This window comes from Pseudomonas sp. B22129, assembly GCF_044218875.1.
GTDB lineage: Bacteria > Pseudomonadota > Gammaproteobacteria > Pseudomonadales > Pseudomonadaceae > Aquipseudomonas.
On the sequence record NZ_CP162592.1, the window covers coordinates 6,714,542 to 6,733,780 of the forward strand.

Annotated in this window: 20 protein-coding genes; 14 read left to right on the top strand and 6 right to left on the bottom strand. The window is 59.9% G+C overall.

Annotation, left to right across the window (positions count from 1 at the left end; genetic code table 11):
- Window positions 1-244: 244 nt before the first annotated feature.
- Window positions 245-547: a DUF2288 domain-containing protein gene (locus AB4P94_RS30670; RefSeq protein ID WP_395608795.1), complete on the bottom strand. Its 303-nt coding sequence runs from the start codon at window positions 545-547 to the stop codon at window positions 245-247.
- A 341-nt stretch (window positions 548-888) separates the two neighbouring features.
- Between AB4P94_RS30670 and AB4P94_RS30675 the strand changes: the two genes are divergently transcribed.
- The 9 genes from AB4P94_RS30675 (at window position 889) to AB4P94_RS30715 (ending at window position 8,601) form a co-directional block, all read left to right on the top strand.
- Window positions 889-2,016 carry a branched-chain amino acid ABC transporter substrate-binding protein gene (locus AB4P94_RS30675; RefSeq protein ID WP_395608796.1) on the top strand — a complete coding sequence of 376 codons (1,128 nt, stop codon included), beginning with the start codon at window positions 889-891 and terminating at the stop codon, window positions 2,014-2,016.
- A 227-nt stretch (window positions 2,017-2,243) separates the two neighbouring features.
- Entirely contained in the window at window positions 2,244-3,167 is a 924-nt protein-coding gene (gene livH, locus AB4P94_RS30680; RefSeq protein ID WP_017479358.1) for a high-affinity branched-chain amino acid ABC transporter permease LivH, read from the top strand.
- Window positions 3,164-4,417 (top strand): high-affinity branched-chain amino acid ABC transporter permease LivM, encoded by a 1,254-nt coding sequence (locus tag AB4P94_RS30685; protein ID WP_395608797.1) that lies wholly within the window; start codon window positions 3,164-3,166, stop codon window positions 4,415-4,417. Before livH ends, AB4P94_RS30685 begins: the two co-directional genes overlap by 4 nt.
- Window positions 4,414-5,181: a high-affinity branched-chain amino acid ABC transporter ATP-binding protein LivG gene (gene livG, locus AB4P94_RS30690; protein WP_395608798.1), complete on the top strand. Its 768-nt coding sequence runs from the start codon at window positions 4,414-4,416 to the stop codon at window positions 5,179-5,181. Before AB4P94_RS30685 ends, livG begins: the two co-directional genes overlap by 4 nt.
- A 1-nt stretch (window position 5,182) precedes the next feature.
- Window positions 5,183-5,884, top strand: a complete 702-nt coding sequence (locus tag AB4P94_RS30695) for an ABC transporter ATP-binding protein (protein ID WP_065932826.1) — start codon at window positions 5,183-5,185, stop codon at window positions 5,882-5,884.
- A 260-nt stretch (window positions 5,885-6,144) separates the two neighbouring features.
- The gene (locus tag AB4P94_RS30700) at window positions 6,145-6,444 is read left to right on the top strand and encodes a DUF2282 domain-containing protein (protein WP_395608799.1); all 300 of its coding nucleotides are present in this window, start codon (window positions 6,145-6,147) and stop codon (window positions 6,442-6,444) included.
- A 23-nt stretch (window positions 6,445-6,467) separates the two neighbouring features.
- Window positions 6,468-7,346: a DUF692 domain-containing protein gene (locus AB4P94_RS30705; protein WP_395608800.1), complete on the top strand. Its 879-nt coding sequence runs from the start codon at window positions 6,468-6,470 to the stop codon at window positions 7,344-7,346.
- On the top strand, window positions 7,343-8,119 hold the full coding sequence (locus AB4P94_RS30710; RefSeq protein ID WP_395608801.1) for a putative DNA-binding domain-containing protein: 777 nt from the start codon (window positions 7,343-7,345) through the stop codon (window positions 8,117-8,119). The genes AB4P94_RS30705 and AB4P94_RS30710 overlap by 4 nt, the downstream gene beginning before the upstream one ends.
- Window positions 8,116-8,601 (top strand): DoxX family protein, encoded by a 486-nt coding sequence (locus tag AB4P94_RS30715; RefSeq protein ID WP_395608802.1) that lies wholly within the window; start codon window positions 8,116-8,118, stop codon window positions 8,599-8,601. Before AB4P94_RS30710 ends, AB4P94_RS30715 begins: the two co-directional genes overlap by 4 nt.
- Here the strand turns inward: AB4P94_RS30715 and AB4P94_RS30720 are convergent.
- Window positions 8,598-9,506 (bottom strand): LysR family transcriptional regulator, encoded by a 909-nt coding sequence (locus tag AB4P94_RS30720; protein ID WP_395608803.1) that lies wholly within the window; start codon window positions 9,504-9,506, stop codon window positions 8,598-8,600. The genes AB4P94_RS30715 and AB4P94_RS30720 overlap by 4 nt on opposite strands.
- A 104-nt stretch (window positions 9,507-9,610) precedes the next feature.
- Here AB4P94_RS30720 and AB4P94_RS30725 point away from each other — a divergent pair, with 104 nt between their 5' ends.
- Window positions 9,611-10,210 carry a short chain dehydrogenase gene (locus tag AB4P94_RS30725; RefSeq protein WP_395608804.1) on the top strand — a complete coding sequence of 200 codons (600 nt, stop codon included), beginning with the start codon at window positions 9,611-9,613 and terminating at the stop codon, window positions 10,208-10,210.
- A gap of 47 nt (window positions 10,211-10,257) precedes the next feature.
- Here AB4P94_RS30725 and AB4P94_RS30730 read toward each other — a convergent pair whose 3' ends face one another.
- Window positions 10,258-10,614: a hypothetical protein gene (locus AB4P94_RS30730; RefSeq protein ID WP_395608805.1), complete on the bottom strand. Its 357-nt coding sequence runs from the start codon at window positions 10,612-10,614 to the stop codon at window positions 10,258-10,260.
- 160 nt (window positions 10,615-10,774) lie between these two features.
- Between AB4P94_RS30730 and AB4P94_RS30735 the strand changes: the two genes are divergently transcribed.
- Entirely contained in the window at window positions 10,775-11,446 is a 672-nt protein-coding gene (locus AB4P94_RS30735; RefSeq protein WP_395608806.1) for a COG3650 family protein, read from the top strand.
- 107 nt (window positions 11,447-11,553) lie between these two features.
- Entirely contained in the window at window positions 11,554-13,167 is a 1,614-nt protein-coding gene (locus AB4P94_RS30740; protein ID WP_395608807.1) for an NAD(P)/FAD-dependent oxidoreductase, read from the top strand.
- A gap of 137 nt (window positions 13,168-13,304) precedes the next feature.
- On the opposite strand, the gene AB4P94_RS30745 is transcribed toward AB4P94_RS30740, so the two are convergent.
- Complete coding sequence (locus tag AB4P94_RS30745) at window positions 13,305-14,399, bottom strand: PLP-dependent cysteine synthase family protein (protein WP_395608808.1); 1,095 nt, start codon at window positions 14,397-14,399, stop codon at window positions 13,305-13,307.
- 216 nt (window positions 14,400-14,615) lie between these two features.
- Between AB4P94_RS30745 and nhaA the strand changes: the two genes are divergently transcribed.
- Window positions 14,616-15,791, top strand: coding sequence for a Na+/H+ antiporter NhaA (nhaA, locus tag AB4P94_RS30750; RefSeq protein ID WP_395608809.1), 1,176 nt, complete (start codon window positions 14,616-14,618; stop codon window positions 15,789-15,791).
- Between the two features lie 177 nt (window positions 15,792-15,968).
- Window positions 15,969-17,591 carry a methyl-accepting chemotaxis protein gene (locus tag AB4P94_RS30755; RefSeq protein WP_395608810.1) on the top strand — a complete coding sequence of 541 codons (1,623 nt, stop codon included), beginning with the start codon at window positions 15,969-15,971 and terminating at the stop codon, window positions 17,589-17,591.
- A gap of 249 nt (window positions 17,592-17,840) precedes the next feature.
- Here the strand turns inward: AB4P94_RS30755 and AB4P94_RS30760 are convergent, their stop codons facing one another.
- Window positions 17,841-18,305 carry a glycine zipper 2TM domain-containing protein gene (locus AB4P94_RS30760; RefSeq protein ID WP_056857494.1) on the bottom strand — a complete coding sequence of 155 codons (465 nt, stop codon included), beginning with the start codon at window positions 18,303-18,305 and terminating at the stop codon, window positions 17,841-17,843.
- 267 nt (window positions 18,306-18,572) lie between these two features.
- Window positions 18,573-19,220 (bottom strand): pyridoxamine 5'-phosphate oxidase, encoded by a 648-nt coding sequence (gene pdxH, locus AB4P94_RS30765; protein ID WP_395608811.1) that lies wholly within the window; start codon window positions 19,218-19,220, stop codon window positions 18,573-18,575.
- Window positions 19,221-19,239: the final 19 nt, after the last annotated feature.

Sequence of the window (19,239 nt, forward strand, 5' to 3'; positions counted from 1 at the left end):
ATTTCAACTGTGGGAGCTGGCTTGCCTGCGATAGCGGTCAGTCACACACCAACTATCTACAGCTCTGCCACACCCGGAAACAATTCCCTGCCCGCTTGGCCCCGCGTAAAACTGTTCCCGTGACGTGCACGTCACCCTGACCTGTGACCTTTCTCTACGGCAAGGTGCCATCACAGCGTGAGCGGTTACTCGGCTACACACTTCTCACCGCAAAAAACACGCACCTTTTAAGTGCGCTCAATTCTTACAGCGCCCTTTCCTGGATCAGAATCCACGGCGAAACCACTACCGCCCACAGGCTCGGATCACGCTCAACCAGGTCCAATGCCCGCGTCGCAGACACTTCGCCAAGGCTGCCCGAGGCCAGCCAGCCAGCGACTTTCTCGCGGTTATCCTCGGCCATTCCCTCGGCCGCTTCGATCAAATCCAGACCGGCGTCGACCCACAATAGGGCACCCTTGGCAAAGAACGGCTCGAGCTCCTTCCAGGAAATTTCGGCGGTTTCACCGAGCAGCTTGGCATAGAGGGTGCTAGGTTCTTGCGTCATGGGAATTCACCTGAGTAAAAAATCGGCGCAATCATAACGTCGTGACTCTTGTAGAAAAACCCAGTTGCAAATGAGGCACCGAACGAAAGTGTCAGGAAAGCCAAGGATTGCCCGAAACTCTGGCATAACCCCGCCGCAATTCTGTCTTTTTCTTTCATTTAAGCGACATCCCCGGGGTTTGCCCCCAGCAGCCAGCTTTTCAAGCGATGAACCGGCGCTCTACACTGTACCGGTACAGTTGCCAGGGCACTGCCGGGGGGATATCCGAGATATCTGATCCGGTTCTGCAGCTCACAAGGCCGCTAGAACTATAAAAAATACAACAGCAAGAGTGGAGCACTATGAATAAGGCTACTAAGCAGATTTCCAAACTGTTTGCCGCTATGGTCCTGGCTGGGGTTGCCGGCCATTCGTTCGCAGCCGACACCATCAAGATCGGCATCGCCGGCCCTAAAACCGGCCCGGTGACGCAATACGGCGACATGCAATTCATGGGTGCCAAGCAAGCCATCGCCGACATCAACGCCAAGGGCGGCGTCGACGGTAAAATGCTCGAAGCGAAAGAATACGACGACGCTTGCGATCCGAAACAAGCCGTGGCCGTAGCGAACAAAGTGGTCAACGACGGCGTCAAGTTCGTGGTCGGTCACCTCTGCTCCAGCTCCACTCAGCCAGCGTCCGATATCTATGAAGACGAAGGCGTCATCATGATCACCCCGGCTGCCACCAGCCCGGAAATCACTTCCCGTGGTTACAAACTGGTGTTCCGTACCATCGGCCTGGACAGCGCCCAAGGCCCTGCAGCCGGTAACTACATCGCCGACCACGTGAAGCCAAAAGTCGTTGCGGTCATTCACGACAAGCAGCAGTACGGTGAAGGTATCGCCACCGCCGTTAAACAGACCCTCGAGAGCAAAGGCGTGAAAGTTGCCCTTTTCGAAGGCATCAACGCTGGCGACAAAGACTTCGGCTCCCTGATTCAGAAGCTCAAGCAAGCCAACGTCGACTTCGTCTACTACGGCGGCTACCACCCTGAACTGGGCCTGATCCTGCGCCAAGCCAAGGAAAAAGGCGTGAACGCCAAGTTCATGGGCCCAGAGGGTGTCGGCAACGACTCCATCTCGCAAATCGCCCAGAACGCTTCCGAAGGCCTGCTGGTGACCCTGCCGAAGTCGTTTGACACCGACCCTGCCAACAAGGCGATCGTTGAAGAGTTCACCAAGGCCAAGCAAGACCCAAGCGGCCCGTTCGTGTTCCCGGCCTACTCGGCTGTTGAAGTCATCGCCGGCGGTATCGCTGCCGCGAAGTCTGAAGACACCGCCAAAGTGGCGGCTGCCATCCACGCAGGCACCTTCAAGACCCCAACCGGCGACCTGAGCTTCGATGCCAAGGGCGACCTGAAGGACTTCAAGTTTGTGGTCTACGAATGGCACTTCGGCAAACCAAAAACCGAAGTTTCCCCTCAGTAAGCCAGGCGTTACTGGTCCAACAAGCCCACTGTGAGAGCAGTGGGCTTTGTTTTACGAGGTTTATGGGCCTGACACCCGCGATCCGGGCGCTGGCTCACCTGAAAATCTTAAAACCGTCACCAGCGGTTCGCTGGCAAACGCTTCGTGCAACCTGATCATAGAGCAGGGCACCGAGCCGGAAATGACTCCACCAGTGAAATGCGTATCGGGTTTTTAGGAGCGCTGTAATGCCTGAGATCTATCATTTTTTCCAAACGCTGGTTAACGGCATGACCGTTGGCAGCACCTATGCCTTGATAGCCATTGGCTACACAATGGTTTACGGCATCATTGGAATGATTAACTTCGCCCATGGCGAGGTGTACATGATTGGTTCCTACGTGGCCTTTATCGCCCTTGCCGGGCTGGCCATGCTGGGTATCCATTCCCTGCCGTTGTTGATGACCGCCGCGTTCCTGGCGTCGATCGTCGTGACCAGTGCCTATGGCTACAGTATCGAGCGCGTTGCCTACCGCCCCTTGCGTGGCAGTAACCGTTTGATCCCGCTGATTTCCGCCATCGGCATGTCGATTTTCCTGCAGAACACCGTATTGCTGTCCCAGGACTCCAAGGACAAGTCCATTCCCAACCTGATCCCGGGGAGCTTCTCCTTCGGCCCGGGTGGCGCACAAGAAGTGCTGATTTCGTACATGCAGGTCCTGGTCTTCGTCGTCACCCTGGTGGCGATGCTCGGCCTGACCCTGTTCATCTCCCGCTCCCGTCTGGGGCGCGCCTGCCGGGCCTGCGCCGAAGACATCAAGATGGCCAACCTGCTGGGCATCAACACCAACAACATCATCGCCCTGACCTTCGTGATCGGTGCCGCGCTGGCCGCCGTTGCGGCGGTGCTGCTGAGCATGCAGTACGGCGTGATCAACCCCAACGCCGGTTTCCTGGTGGGCCTGAAGGCCTTTACCGCAGCGGTCTTGGGCGGCATCGGCAGTATTCCGGGCGCGATGCTCGGCGGCCTGGTGCTGGGTGTGGCTGAAGCCTTTGGCGCCGATGTGTTCGGCGATCAATACAAGGACGTCGTGGCGTTCGGCCTGTTGGTTCTGGTGCTGTTGTTCCGTCCGACCGGCATTTTGGGCCGTCCGGAGGTTGAGAAAGTATGAGCAGATATCTTAAATCGGCGTTTTTCAGCGCGCTGCTGGTGTGGGCGGTTGCGTTCCCCGTCCTCGGCCTCAAGCTGAGCATTGTCGGCATCAACCTGGAAGTGCATGGCACTGGTCCCGTGACCTTGACCATCATCGCCCTGTGCTCGGTGCTGATGTTCCTGCGTGTGCTGTTCACCCAGCAGGTCGGCGCCCTGTTCAAGGGCAACCGTGGCCCACTGGTATCGCCCAAGGTCAGCCAATTCCTGACCCTGCCGCGCACCCAGCGCTACATCATCATCGCGTTGATCATTGCTGCACTGATCTGGCCGTTCTTCGGCTCGCGCGGTGCCGTCGACATCGCCACCCTGATCCTGATCTACGTGTTGCTGGGCCTGGGCCTGAACATCGTGGTGGGCCTGGCCGGTCTACTCGACCTCGGTTATGTGGGCTTCTACGCCGTGGGTGCCTATACCTACGCGCTGCTCTCGCACTACCTGGGCTGGGGCTTCTGGATCTGCCTGCCACTGGCCGGTATGGCGGCGGCCACCTTTGGCTTCCTGCTGGGCTTCCCGGTGCTGCGCTTGCGTGGTGACTACCTGGCGATCGTGACCTTGGGCTTCGGTGAAATCATCCGGCTGTTCCTGCGTAACCTCACCGATATTACGGGCGGCCCCAACGGTATCAGCAGCATTCCCAAGCCGACGTTCTTCGGGTTGTCCTTCGACCGTACTGCGGCTGAAGGCATGCAGACGTTCCACGAGTACTTCGGGATCGACTACAACCCGGTGAGCAAGGTGGTGTTCCTGTACCTGGTGGCACTGTTGCTGGCGCTGGCGGCCTTGTTCGTGATCAACCGTTTGCTGCGCATGCCGATCGGACGCGCGTGGGAAGCCCTGCGCGAAGATGAAATCGCCTGCCGTGCACTGGGCATGAACCCGACAGTCATCAAACTGTCGGCCTTCACCCTCGGCGCCACATTCGCCGGTTTTGCCGGCAGCTTCTTCGCCGCTCGCCAAGGTTTGGTGACCCCGGAGTCGTTTACCTTTATCGAGTCGGCAATCATTCTCGCCATCGTGGTACTGGGTGGCATGGGCTCGCAGTTGGGCGTGATCCTGGCGGCGATCGTGATGATCCTGCTGCCGGAAATGATGCGTGAGTTCAGCGAATACCGCATGTTGATGTTCGGCGCCATGATGGTGCTGATGATGATCTGGCGTCCTCAAGGCCTGCTGCCCATGCAACGTCCACACATGGAGCTGCGCAAATGAGCCGCGAGATCCTGAAAGTCGAAAACTTGAGCATGCGCTTCGGCGGCTTGCTGGCGGTCAACGGCGTGGCCCTGACCGTAAAAGAGAAACAGGTTGTGGCGCTGATCGGCCCGAACGGCGCCGGCAAGACCACGGTGTTCAACTGCCTCACCGGCTTCTATAAGCCGAGCGGTGGCAGCATCCTGCTCGATGGCCAGCCGATCCAGGGCCTGGCCGGTCACGAGATCGCCCGCAAGGGCGTGGTGCGGACCTTCCAGAACGTACGGTTGTTCAAGGACATGACAGCGGTCGAAAACCTGCTGATTGCCCAGCACCGCCACCTGAACACCAACTTCTTTGCAGGCCTGTTCAAGACCCCGTCGTTCCGCAAGAGCGAGCGCGAGGCCATGGAGTACGCCGAGTACTGGCTGGACAAGGTCAACCTCACCGAGTTTGCCAACCGCCCTGCCGGCACCCTGGCCTATGGTCAGCAACGTCGCCTGGAAATCGCTCGCTGCATGATGACCCGCCCGCGGATCCTCATGCTCGACGAACCGGCCGCCGGCCTGAACCCCAAGGAAACCGAGGACCTCAAGGCACTGATCAGCGTGCTGCGTGAGGAACACAACGCCACCGTGCTGTTGATCGAACACGACATGAAACTGGTGATGAGCATTTCCGACCACATCGTGGTGATCAACCAGGGCACGCCTTTGGCAGACGGGACGCCGGAGCAGATCCGCGACAATCCTGAAGTGATCAAAGCCTATTTGGGGGAAGCGTAAAATGCTGCAATTCGAAAACGTTTCCACTTTCTACGGCAAGATCCAGGCCTTGCACAGCGTCAACGTGGAAGTGCGCCAGGGTGAAATCGTCACGCTGATCGGCGCCAACGGTGCCGGCAAATCGACCCTGCTGATGACCTTGTGCGGCTCGCCGCAGGCGCATAGCGGCAGCATCCGTTATATGGGCGAGGAATTGGTCGGCAAGCATTCCGCCGAAATCATGCGCAAGAGCATCGCGGTGGTACCCGAAGGCCGCCGCGTGTTCTCGCGCCTGACCGTGGAAGAGAACCTGGCCATGGGCGGGTTCTTCACCGACAAGGGCGACTACCAGGAGCAGATGGACAAGGTGCTGCACCTGTTCCCTCGGCTCAAGGAACGCTTCAGCCAGCGCGGCGGCACCATGTCCGGTGGCGAGCAGCAGATGCTCGCCATCGGCCGTGCACTGATGAGCAAGCCCAAGCTGTTATTGCTCGACGAACCTTCGCTTGGCCTGGCGCCGATCATCATCCAGCAGATCTTCGACATCATCGAACAGCTGCGCAAGGACGGTGTGACGGTGTTCCTGGTGGAGCAGAACGCCAACCAGGCGCTGAAAATCGCCGACCGTGCCTACGTGCTGGAAAACGGCCGGGTGGTGATGCAGGGCACGGGTGAGCAGTTATTGACCGACCCGAAAGTGCGCGAGGCTTACCTCGGAGGCTAAATAGCCGGTAGCTGTATGAACCGGATCTAAAATGTGGGAGCGGGCTTGCTCGCGAATGCGGTGGATCAGCAAATGAACTTATTGGCTGACACACCGCATTCGCGAGCAAGCCCGCTCCCACATTTGCTTTGTGTGATCCTGAAGTTTTGCGATATTTGAAATTATTTTCGTCGGGCGTGTAACGAAATTCGTCCTGCTGCCTCTAGTGGAGTAAGCAGGCAAACATGCCTGATACCTCAACCCACTGCTGGAGCTACACCATGACTACCAAACTCTCCGCCGCTACCCTGATCCTCGCCCTCGGCTCCGCTCTGAGCCTGTCCGCCATGTCCAACATGGCCCACGCTGACGACGCCAAAATGGACAAATGCTTCGGCGTCGCTGAAGCCGGCAAGAACGATTGCGCCGCAGGCGCTGGCACCACCTGCGCCGGCACCTCGAAAGTCAAAGACCAAGCCAACGCCTGGAAACTGGTCCCGGCCGGCACCTGCGGCAAAACCACCAGCGCCACCTCGCCGACCGGTTTCGGCCAGCTGCAAGCCTTCACCGCCAAGTCCTGAAACCCTGCGCAACCTGAGTACTGATGATGACGCTTTTACCCCAGCACACGGTCTCGCCAGCTCAGGTGCCCGGCCTCCCTTACAGGGCCGGGCTGGGGCTGAAGAACGAACACTTCATCGAAGTGCTTGAGACTTCACCCGACATCGGTTTTTTTGAGGTGCACGCCGAAAACTATATGGTGGCCGGCGGCCCTTTTCATCACTACCTGGGTTTGATCCGCGAACAGTACCCACTGTCGTTGCATGGCGTGGGCCTGTCCATCGGCGGCGAAGGGCCATTGAACCGTGAGCACCTGGCACGGCTGGCCACGCTGATCGAACGCTATCAACCCCACTCTTTTTCCGAACACCTGGCCTGGTCCAGCCACGGCCCGGTGTTTCTCAATGATTTGCTGCCGCTGGCCTACGATACCGCCACCCTGAACCGGGTGTGCGAGCACATCGACCAGGTGCAAAGCACCCTAAAGCGGCCGATGCTGCTGGAAAACCCCTCGACGTACCTGCAATTCCGGCATTCCACGCTGGACGAGGCGGACTTCATCAGCGAGATCATCCGTCGCACCGGTTGCGGGCTGTTGCTGGACGTCAACAACGTCTATGTGTCATGCATCAACCATCAGCGTGATCCTCTTTCCTACATTGATGCGCTGCCGTTGCGCGCCGTGGGTGAGATTCATCTGGCGGGTTTCGCCGAAGACACCGACAGCCTCGGCGACCGCCTGCTGATTGACGACCATGGCGCCCCCATCGATAACGCGGTGTGGCAGTTATACGAACAGGTGCTGGCACGCACCGGCCCGGTGGCCACATTGATCGAGCGGGATAATCAAGTGCCGGCTTTCAGCGTCTTGCAAGCGGAAGCCCAACACGCCGACTGGCACCTCGCGCAGGTGGCCTCATGAGCCATCAAACAGCGTTTGCCAACGCCCTGCTCGCGCCCGACCAAGCCTGCCCCGAAGGTGTATTCAGCAGCAACGGTGCCGACCCCGCCAGCCGTTTTTCGGTGTACCGCAACAACGTCCACAGCTCGTTGATCAACGCCTTGGCGGCGGCTTACCCGGTGACTCTGCAATTAGTCGGCGAGGAGTTCTTTCGCGCGATGGCCGCTCTGTTCGTACAAGCCTACCCACCGACCAGCCCGCTGATCAGCGAGTACGGCAGTGCATTCGCGGCCTTTATCGAAGATTTTGAACCAGCGGCCAGCGTGCCATACCTCGCCGATATTGCACGCCTTGAGCGGCTGCGCGTACGCGCCTACCACGCGGCGGATACCCAAGCGCTGGACCAGCAGGCGGTGCTCCAGGCGCTGCAAGGTCAGGCAGCCCTGGGAAAACTGCGCTTGCGACTGCATCCCTCGCTTGCCGCCCTGAACTCCGCCTATGCCGTCGTGGCGGTGTGGGCTGCGCACCAGACCGAAGGCGCCATGGCCACTTTGGACCCCTGGCATGCCCAAGGCGCACTGGTTCTGCGTCAGGGCCTGACGGTCAAGGTGTTCGCCATCGACAGTGGTTCGGTCGCGTTTATCAACAGCCTGAACCAGGGCGCAGAACTGGAGATGGCCGTGGCTCACGCCCTCGAAGCCTCTACCGAATTCGATCTGAACCAATGCCTGACGCTACTGATCAGGCACGACGCCATCACTGGCCTGCACCCAGAACAAAAGGAATCACCATGAGCACTTCTTCTTCGAACCCCATCAACCGGGTGATTGCACTGTTTGAGAAAATCCCCTACAGCCTGATCGCCTTTCTCGCACGCTTCTCGATTGCAGCAGTATTCTGGAAGTCCGGGCAAACCAAGGTCGAAAACTTTGCGATTGACTTGATCAGCGGCACGTTCCAACTGGGCGCGCCACAGCTGGCACCCTCCACCATTCCGCTGTTCCAGAGCGAATATCACGTGCCGCTGCTCTCCCCGGAAGTGGCTGCACACTTGTCCGCATTCGCCGAGCACTTCTTCCCGGCACTGATCCTGATCGGCTTTGCCACGCGCTTCTCGGCCCTGGCCCTGATTGGCATGACACTGACCATTCAGCTGTTTGTCTACCCGGAAGCCTACCCGACCCACGGCACCTGGATCGCGATACTGCTGCTGTTGGTCGCCAAGGGCCCGGGCTGCTTCTCCATCGATCATCTGATCGCACGCCGCTACCGTTAAAGACGGTCCAGGGCTTCGCCGCTGCGCTTGAACCAGTCGACCAAATAGTCGGCGAGTACCTGGGTTCGGCGCGGCAGGCCACCCTGATAAGGATGAACCAGATACATCGGCATGCTTCGCGTCTGATAATCACGCAGGAGCCAGCGCAATCGGCCGTCAGCCAATTCCGCCGGTAACACGTAGGACGGCAAGCGCGCGATACCCGCACCTACCAGCGCGGCCTTTTTCAACAGGTTGTAGTGGTTGGAGGCAAAGGTGCCGCTGACCCGCACTCGCAACAGCTCATGTTGCTGGTGATAGAGCCACTCCTCGCGCCCGCTGTAATGGCTGTTTAGCAGGCAGGTATGGGTGGCGAGATCAGCCGGGGTCAATGGCTCACCGTGCTCCTCAAGGTAGGCCGGGCTGGCGCAGGTCATTTCGTGCCAGGCCAGCAGCGGTTTGGCCACCAGTCGCTCATTTTCGATAGCCCCCGTGCGTACGCCCAAATCGAAGCCGTCTCGCGCCAGATCGCGGTAGCTGTTGTTCAGCTCCAGCTCAATCTGCACCTGCGGGTATTGCTTGGAAAATTCCAGCAGCAAGCCGTCAAAGAAGGTTTCTCCCAACGATACCGGAACGGTCATACGCACCGGCCCGGCCAAATCGTCCTTGAGTCGCGCCAACGCCTGACGTGCACGGTCCACTTGGACGACAAGCGCCTGAGCCTGGGGCAACAACGCCGCCCCGGCAGCAGTGAGGCTGAGCTTACGCGTGGTGCGATGCAGCAGCACCACGCAAAACTGCGCCTCCAATTGGCTGATGCGCTTGGACAACTGGCCTTTACTGCAGCCAAGTTGCTCGGCGGCTACGGTGAAACTGCCGGCTTCGATCAGCACGGCAAAGGCCGCCAGGTCATCCATCTCGCTCATGGATTGTTTCCATTTGAAAACCAAAGGTTGCCTATTAGCACGTTTATCAAGGGAAAAAGCCACTCTAGACTGAACCTTCACTTACCCCCTGGAGGAACAGCACGATGAAAATCCTATTGATTGGTGCCAGCGGCACGGTCGGTTCAGCAGTCAAGGCAGAGCTGGCGCAGCGTCACGAAGTGATCAGCATCGGCCGCAACAGTGGCGACTTCCAGGTGGATATCAGCGACAGCGCCTCGATCCGCAAGCTGTTCGAACAAACCGGTAAATTCGACGCCTTGGTCTGCGCCGCGGGCAGCGTCAACTTTGTTGCGCTGGGCGAGATGAGCGAAACCGATTTTGAACTAGGCCTGCGTGACAAGCTGATGGGCCAGGTCAACCTGCTGCTGATCGGCCGCGAATACGCCAACGACGGCGCCTCGTTTACCTTCACCAGCGGCATTTTGAACCGTGACCCGATTCGCACCGGTGCCTCGGCGGCACTGGTCAATGGCGCGCTGGATGCGTTCGTCAAAGCGGCAGCAATCGAATTGCCACGCGGCCTGCGCATCAACTCGGTGAGCCCGACCGTGCTAGTGGAAGCGATGGGCAGCTATGCGCCCTACTTCCGGGGCTTCAAACCGGCGCAGGGGGCTGATGTGGCACTGGCCTACGCAAAAAGCGTTGAAGGTTTGCAGACTGGTCAGACGTTCATTGTGGGTTGAATGCCTCGCGGGTGCCACCGGCCTTTTGGTTGAGTGACATCCGGGGGTTATCGCATCAATGACGGCATCATCCTCAGGAGCATCTGTCTGGGGATTTGAAACTGCATCTGCCCACTTGCGATGGGGTCGTGAACTGTAACAGTGCTCAACTGCCAGCCATTTACATAGAGCGTCATCGACTTGTTCAAGGCCAGCGTCATCAACTCTGTCGTACGCGCTTTGGCAGCCGGGCTCAGGACTACCTGCACGCCAACGTATTGAGGGTTGGCGTTGTCCTGTGCTTTCAGCGACAGGCTAATCTGTGCAAAGTCAGTCTGCGAGTTGTAGAAAAGCTTGACCGGTTGCTCGGCCCACGCACTGGACGCCATCACCAGCACGCCAAACAAAGCGGTTTGTATGTTCACGGCTTACACCTCCCACGCAAAATCCAAGCATTGCACACCAAAGCACCTCTCGCTGTAGGACGATGCCCTTCCGGTTTTCTCACAGCATCAGTTCTCACTCCTGACTTGTGATGCAGCGCCAGCCTGCGTAACGTGGCGGCACTTGTTTGGAGACTGATCAATGCGTGCCGCCCGTACCCTCGTCCTGTTTGCCCTGCTGCCCTTGTTCACCGCTTGCCAGATGTTCGAAAGCGAGCCGGCCAAGCCCTCCACCGCCGGGATGACCCGCATGCAGGGTGAGCTGACGGCCGTGGGCGGCAAGCTGCTGTTCCAGCCCTGTGGCGACCAGCGCAACTACGTGGTCAACGACACCGGCGGCACCAGCGTGCTGCAGGAAGCCGCCTCTCTGGCTGGCCAGCAAGGCGCGCTGTTTGCCGACCTGCGCGGCAAATTCTCCGGGGTTGCCGCCGGCACCCAGGGTTCGGTGGAGTTGCAGCAGCTCTATCGCGTCGAGCGTTCGACGTCGGCCTGTAACGACCCGGACTTCAAACGCATGATCCTGCGCGCCAATGGCCACAAGCCGGCCTGGGCAATGAATGTCACAGCCAAGGGCATGGTGCTGGAACGCGAAGGCCAACCGCCATTGGCCGTACCCTACGTCGAAGAGCAAATCGGTGACGGCCGTTTCAACCTGATGACGGAAGCCAACAATCAACATGTCGAGTTGTGGGTAGCCCCGCAGCGCTGCGTCGACCCGGTCAGCGGCAACCTGCAGCACATGACCGCCGAGCTGCGCGTCAATGGCCAGGTACAGCGCGGTTGCGCGGCATTTGGTGGTTCGCGCGACGACTGATTGCGCCCCCCCGTTGTTTTAACCTGACGGAAAACCGCCTTTGGGGCTTATAATCGCCGGTTTGCAAAACAGCCGGCATCAAAGCCCGCCGCCTACCGGACCCTGTCATGTTACGAATCACCGAACTCAAGCTGCCCATCGACCATCCCGAAGAAGACCTGCGGCCTGCCATCGTGCAGCGCCTGGGCATCGCCAGTGATGACCTGCTCGATTTCACCCTGTTCAAACGCAGCTACGACGCCCGTAAAAAGTCGTCGGAGCTGTGCTTCATCTACACCATCGACCTGAACGCCAAGGGCGAAGCCGCCCTGCTGCTCAAGTTCGCTGATGACCGCAACGTCAACCCGGCGCCGGACGTCAGCTACAAGGTGGTGGGCCAGGCGCCGGAAGGCCTGGTCGAACGTCCGATCGTGGTGGGGTTTGGTCCGTGCGGGATCTTCGCCGGGCTGCTGCTCGCGCAGATGGGCTTCAAGCCGATCATTCTCGAGCGCGGCCGCGAAGTGCGCCAGCGCACCAAGGACACCTGGGGCCTGTGGCGCAAAAATGTGCTCAACCCCGAGTCCAACGTACAGTTTGGCGAAGGCGGCGCCGGTACCTTTTCCGACGGCAAGCTGTACAGCCAGATCAAGGACCCGAAATTTCACGGCCGTAAAGTGCTGCACGAGTTCGTCAAGGCTGGCGCGCCGGAAGAAATTCTCTACGTCAGCAAGCCGCACATCGGTACCTTCCGCCTGACCGGCGTGGTGGAAAACATGCGCCAGCAAATCATCGCCCTGGGCGGTGAGGTGCGCTTCGAACAGCGCGTGACCGACGTGCTGATCGAAGATGGCCAGTTGAACGGCGTGGTCGTCGACGGCGGCGAGCAGATCCTTTCCAAACACGTCATCCTGGCCCTCGGCCACAGCGCCCGCGACACATTCCGTATGCTCCACGGCCGTGGCGTGTACATGGAAGCCAAGCCGTTCTCGGTGGGTTTTCGCATTGAGCACCCGCAGTCGTTGATCGATGCCGCGCGCCTGGGCAAGTACGCCGGGCACCCGAAACTCGGCGCAGCCGACTACAAACTCGTGCACCACGCCAAGAACGGTCGCTCGGTCTACAGCTTCTGCATGTGCCCGGGCGGGACGGTGGTTGCGGCAACGTCCGAGCCGGGCCGCGTCGTCACCAACGGCATGAGCCAATACTCGCGTAACGAACGCAATGCCAACTCCGGCATCGTGGTCGGCATCACGCCTGAAGTGGATTACCCGGGCGGCCCGCTGGCCGGGATCGAGCTGCAGGAGCGCCTGGAATCCCACGCCTACATCCTCGGCGGCAGCAACTACGAGGCCCCGGCGCAACTGGTGGGAGACTTCATCGCCGGCAAGCCGTCCACCGCCCTTGGCAGCGTGGAGCCGTCCTACAAACCGGGCGTGGCGCTGGGCGATTTGGCCCTGGCACTGCCGGAGTTCGCCATTGAAGCGATCCGTGAAGCACTGCCGGCGTTCGAGAAGCAGATCAAAGGCTATTCGCTGCACGACGCGGTATTGACCGGGATCGAGACCCGCACTTCGTCGCCACTGCGGATTACCCGTAACGAAACGATGCAGAGCTTGAACGTGAAAGGCCTGTTCCCGGCCGGTGAAGGTGCAGGGTATGCCGGCGGCATTCTGTCGGCGGGCGTGGACGGCATCCGGATTGCCGAGGCGCTGGCGCGGGATATGCTGGGCATCGAAGACTGATCGGAAAATCCGAAAACTACGCAGTTTAAATGTGGGAGCGGGCTTGCTCGCGAAGGCGGTCTGTCAGTTGATTAATGTGCTGACTGATCCACCGCATTCGCGAGCAAGCCCGCTCCCACATTTAGCTATGCGTCGTGTCAGATGTTGGCGCGCAGGATCGTATCCGGCAACTGCTCACCCCGCTCCACACTCGCCGCAACGGCCGCGATCAAACTGCCCAGCTCGTAACCCTGCGCGGTAAGCCACGCCTGATCATAATAGGTGGTCGCATACCGCTCGCCCCCATCACACAGGATCGCCACGATCGACCCCGATTCCCCCGCGGCTTTCATCTGCTGCGCGGCCACCAGAGCGCCGATCAGATTAGTCCCGCTGGACCCACCGACCCGCCGTCCCAACCGCTCAGCCAAGTAATGCATGGCCGCCAGGGACAATGCATCCGGCACTTTGACCATCGCATCAATCACGTTCGGCAAAAATGACGCTTCTACGCGTGGCCGCCCAATACCCTCAATGCGCGAACCACAGTCCAGGCGCAGGCTGGCGTCACCCGTCTGGTAAAAGTCGAAGAACACCGAGCGTTCGGCATCGGCGCACAGCACGCGGGTGCAATGCTGGCGATACCGCACATAACGCCCCAGGGTCGCCGTGGTGCCGCCCGTGCCGGGGCTGGAAATCAGCCAGCTCGGCTCGGGGTAATGTTCGAAGCGCATCTGCTGGAAGATCGATTCGGCGATGTTGTTGTTCGCCCGCCAGTCGGTGGCGCGTTCGGCGTAGGTGAATTGGTCCAGGAAATGGCCACCCGTTTCCTTCGCCAGGCGCTCGGACTCGGCATAGATCTGCGTCGGGTCTTTAACCAAGTGGCTCTTGCCGCCGTAAAAGGCAATCTGGTCGATCTTTGCTTGAGAGGTCGTGGCCGGCATCACTGCAATGAAAGGCAGGCCGAGCAAGCGCGCAAAGTACGCCTCCGAAACGGCCGTAGAACCGCTGGACGCCTCGATGACAGGCGCCCCTGGCTTGAGCCAGCCGTTACACAGCGCGTAGAGGAACAGCGAACGGGCCAGTCGGTGCTTCAGGCTGCCGGTCGGATGGCTGGACTCGTCCTTGAAGTACAACTCGATACCCGGCAACCCCGGCAGTGGCAAAGGAATCAGGTGCGTGTCGGCGCTGCGCTGAAAATCCGCTTCGATGATACGAATGGCTTCGCGTGCCCAGGTACGGTGGTCGCTCATAAGGTGGATCTCTGAAGATTTCAGCCCCAATTTTAGGGGGTTTCCTACACTGCACACAGATACAGTGACGACTCAATTGGACACACAATTGCCAGGCTTTGGCATAACCCCAACCCACGTCGCTGCTTATAACAAATAAGAATATAACTTTTGTTTTAACAACTAACGGTACGGGTTAGGGTACCCACCTATTGAACCTGGATTGGAGAGCATCTCGTGCCTCTGCGTAGCACTTTCACCCGTTTCTTCCAGCTGGAGGCTGCCAGCGGTCTGTTGTTGATCGCCGCTGCCGCCTTGGCGCTGATCATCAATAATTCACCGTTGTCGCACCTGTACAACGCCTTTCTCGACACACCCGTAGTCGCACAGATCGGTGCCGTAAAAATCGCCAAGCCTGCGCTGCTGTGGATCAACGACGGCCTGATGGCCCTGTTCTTTCTGCTGATCGGCCTTGAGGTCAAGCGCGAGTTGCTTGATGGCCACCTGTCCAAACCGTCACAAGTGGTTTTGCCAGGCGCGGCGGCCATTGGAGGGATGGTCGTTCCAGCACTCATCTACTGGGCAATCAACAGGGACTTCCCCGCCGCACTCTCGGGCTGGGCGATTCCCATGGCCACCGACATTGCCTTTGCATTGGGCGTATTGGCCTTGCTGGGCAAGCGTGTGCCGGTGTCGCTGAAACTGTTCCTGATGACCCTCGCGATCATTGACGACCTCGGCGCAATCATCGTAATTGCGGTGTTCTACTCTACCGACCTCTCGGGCGCCGCCCTGGCAGGTGCAGGCGCGTGCCTGATTGCCTTGATCGCGATGAACCGCCTGGGTGTGATCAAGCTTGGGCCCTACCTGATCATCGGCCTGATCCTGTGGGTGTGTGTGCTCAAAAGCGGCGTACACGCAACGCTCGCCGGCGTGACCCTGGCGTTCTGCATCCCGCTGCGCACCAAAAATGCCGAGCCATCGCCACTGCTGACCCTGGAACACGCGCTGCATCCGTGGGTGGCCTACGGCATTCTGCCGCTGTTCGCCTTTGCCAACGCCGGCGTCTCGCTGGCCGGGGTCAGCCTCGACAGCTTCACCCACCACGTACCCATGGGCATCGCCGCCGGCCTGCTGATCGGCAAGACCGTCGGCGTATTCGGCCTGACCTGGATCGCGGTCAAAACCGGCCTCTCCGCGTTGCCGAGCGGTGCCAATTGGGGCCAGGTATTCGGGGTGGCCATCCTGTGCGGCATTGGCTTCACCATGAGCCTGTTTGTCGGCTCCCTGGCGTTTGTGCCGGGCGCCAGTGAATTTGCCGGCGAAGACCGGATGGGCATTCTGACCGGCTCGATCCTGGCGGCGTGCATCGGTTATGCAGTCACGGCGATGGCGAGTCGCAAGCACGCCTGATCCTCTGAAGCGCTCTGAAAACCCCAACCGGGTAACCGGTTGGGGTTTTTCTTTTTGCGCAGCTCAGGTTTCATCATCAGCCACCTAAAGACTTGCCCCCTCCCGCCGACTATCTGTTGTGGCGATCTCACTGCCCGCACTTGCTCCCCAACGCGTTTCAGCCCGAGCGACAAGCCCATGTTCCTGAGAAATATAAGAATCGCGGCCAGAGCCTTCATCGGCTTCGCTGCTATTGCGTCGCTGAGTGTGTTTCTCGGCCTGTTTGCCCTCAAACAGATTGGCGAAGTCCAGTCCCAGGCAACCGACATTCAGAACAACTGGATGCAGCGTGTGCGGTTGCTGGCCCTGGCGAATGCCTCGCTCGACCGTTTCCGCCTGGGCGAAATGGCGCACATCCTGTCCTCAAGCGATGCGGATATGCAGACCTACGAAGATAAATCTGCCGGGCGCTTGAAAGCCGTCAAGGAGCAATTGGGCCAATACGCCGCGCTACTGCGCACATCGGAGGAAAAGTCCCGGCTTGAAGTGTTCAACCAGAGCCTTGATGGGTACGCGAAAAACCACACCGAGATGCTCAAGCGCTCACGCTCAGGCGACAAGGCCGGCGCCCGCGACTTTCTCAACAGCATCCGGGAAAGCTATGAGCAGATGACCAAGAACTTCGACCAGTTGATCGACCTCGCCAACAAAGGCGCAGAACAGGCCGGGCGCACGTCCGAAAACGCTTACCGGCATGCGGTAAACGGTATTGCGATCGTTATCCTGCTGGTGAGTGCCGGCACCGTGTTGGTGGCGTGGCTGCTGACCCGCAGTATCACCGGGCCAATCAATGAAGCCGTACAAGTGGCCGAAACCATTGCCAAAGGTGACCTGACCCACCCGATCAATCCCACAGGCAACGACGAAGCCACGCGCTTGCTTCGGGCCCAGGAAACCATGCGTAACAACCTGGTGCAGACCCTGCGGCAAATCACCGGTTCATCCAGCCAATTGGCCGCTGCGGCCGAAGAACTGAATGCCGTGACTGCCGAGGGTAGCCGCGACCTGCAACAGCAGCACGGAGAAATCCAGCAGGCCGCCACCGCCGTCACCGAGATGACCACGGCGATTGAAGACGTCGCGCGCAATGCGGCATCGACTTCCGACCTGTCCCAAGAGTCACGCAGTATTGCGTTGAAAGGTCAGCAACGCATGGTTGAGGCGCTGAACTCAATCCAGGCGCTGACCCGTGGGGTTGAAGTCAGCTCCGGGCAAGTCGGTGGCCTCGCCGAGCAGGCCAAAGGGATCGGCAAGGTGCTTGATGTGATTCGTACGATTGCCGAGCAAACCAACCTGCTGGCGTTGAACGCCGCCATCGAAGCGGCCCGCGCCGGTGAAGCCGGGCGCGGTTTCGCCGTGGTCGCCGACGAGGTTCGCGCCCTCGCCCATCGCACCGCTCAATCGACCCAGGAAATCGAGCAGATGATCGGCAGCATCCAGACCAACACCGCCAGCACCGTCAACACCATGCTCGACAGCAGCACCATGACCCGGCAAACCCTGGGGCTGGCCGAACTGGCGCAACAGGCACTGGCGGATATCCTGGCGGCCAACGACGAGATCAACGACCGCAACCTGGTGATCACCACCGCAGCGGCTGAGCAGGCTGATGTTGCCCGGGCAGTGGATCGCAATTTGCTGAATATTCAGCAGTTGTCGATTCAATCGGCTGAAGGTTCAACGCAAACGACGGCTGCTTCGCAATCACTGGCCAGCCTGGCGCATGAGTTGAATACGATGGTGAAACACTTTCAGGTTTGAACTGACGCTTGGAGGGGCTAGCGCAACCTTGTGGCGAGGGAGCTTGCTCCCGCTGGGCCGCGAAGCGGTCCCGTCTCTTTGTTTACAAAGCCTGGGACTGCTGCGCAGTCCAACGGGAGCAAGCGCCCTCGCCACAGGTACAGCGTTCGCCCTTAACTGACTGGCATTAGGGCAAGCCCGCTCGCCTCTAAAACCAAAAACCCCCAACCAGTCACCCGGTTGGGGGTTTTGTGTTGCTACAACCGACGCTTAACGGGTAACGCGGCTGGTACCGTTGACGGTCATGATGCGTACGCGGTCGCCAATGCGGAAGATTTCGTTCTCTTCAACCGCCTGGACGTAGGCGCGCATGCTGCCGTCGTCTTCGCGAACGGTGATTTCCACGCCTTGGGTACGGGTCAGGCCTTCTTCGGTGGCCGAACCCAGCAGGCCACCGGCTACCGCGCCGATCACTGCGGTCACGATGCTGCCACGGCCGCCGCCGATGGCGCTGCCGCCAACGCCGCCGATGACTGCGCCCGCAGCGCCGCCGATTGGGGTTTTGGTGCCTTCGATCTTCACGGGGCGCAGGGACTCGATGGTGCCCATGCGAACGGTTTGTACACGACGCGCCTCGTCACGGGAGTACGAGTCGCCGGTCAGACTCGAGGCGCAGCCACCCAACAGCAACGACAGGGTGGTAAAGCAGGCAACTAGTAAAACGGACTTACGCATAGCATCAACTCCAAAGGACAGGTATTCATTAGACGCTGCGGCTTGGCGCCTGTCACGGCAAGCCAGGCAGAAAATTGCTTTCATTCAGCCTTAGTACAGACTGCCAGTACCAGAAAACTCGACGAACGGTAGCACTCGACGTGTTCGAAAGAATGTCATGGACCCACTCGGCAGTGTAGTCGTCACGCAGCCGCGCACGCCCCGAGACGCTTGAGTAAAACGTCGGAGCGGCACGCAATATTCCTGGAAGGTGACGAAAGGCGAAGCTCAGGGCGCCAGGCGTTCGCGCGTCCACTCGCCCGCTTCAAGGCGATAGTTGAGGCGGTCATGCAGGCGGCTGGCGCGGCCTTGCCAGAACTCGATGCGCTCTGGCAGCAAGCGATAACCACCCCAATGCTCGGGGCAATCGGGCTGGGTATCACTGAAACGCTGCTCGGTGGCCTTGAGCAGGTCGTGCAGCTCTTCGCGGTCACGAATGACCTTGCTCTGCGGCGACGCCCAAGCGCCCAGACGACTGCCCAGCGGGCGTACCTGATAATAAGCATTCGACTCTTGCGGCGTGACCTTGACCACCCGGCCTTCGATGCGCACCTGGCGCTCAAGGGTCGGCCAGAAGAAGGTCATGGCCGCAAACGGCCGCGCCGCAAGCTGTTCGCCCTTGGCACTCTGATAGTTGGTGAAGAAGGTAAAACCCTGTGCATCCAGGCCCTTGAGCAACAGGATGCGGCAGTGCGGGCGACCTTCCTGGTCGACCGTGGCCAGCGTCATGGCATTCGCCTCCACCGGTGGCTGTTCGGTTTTCACCGCATCGCCAAACCATTGGTGGAACAACGCAAACGGCTCGCCTGGGGCTTGCGCCTCGCTCAAACCGTCCCGTGTGTAGTCACGGCGCATATCGGCCAGTGCCTGGGTCATGCGGCTTTATCCTTCTGGT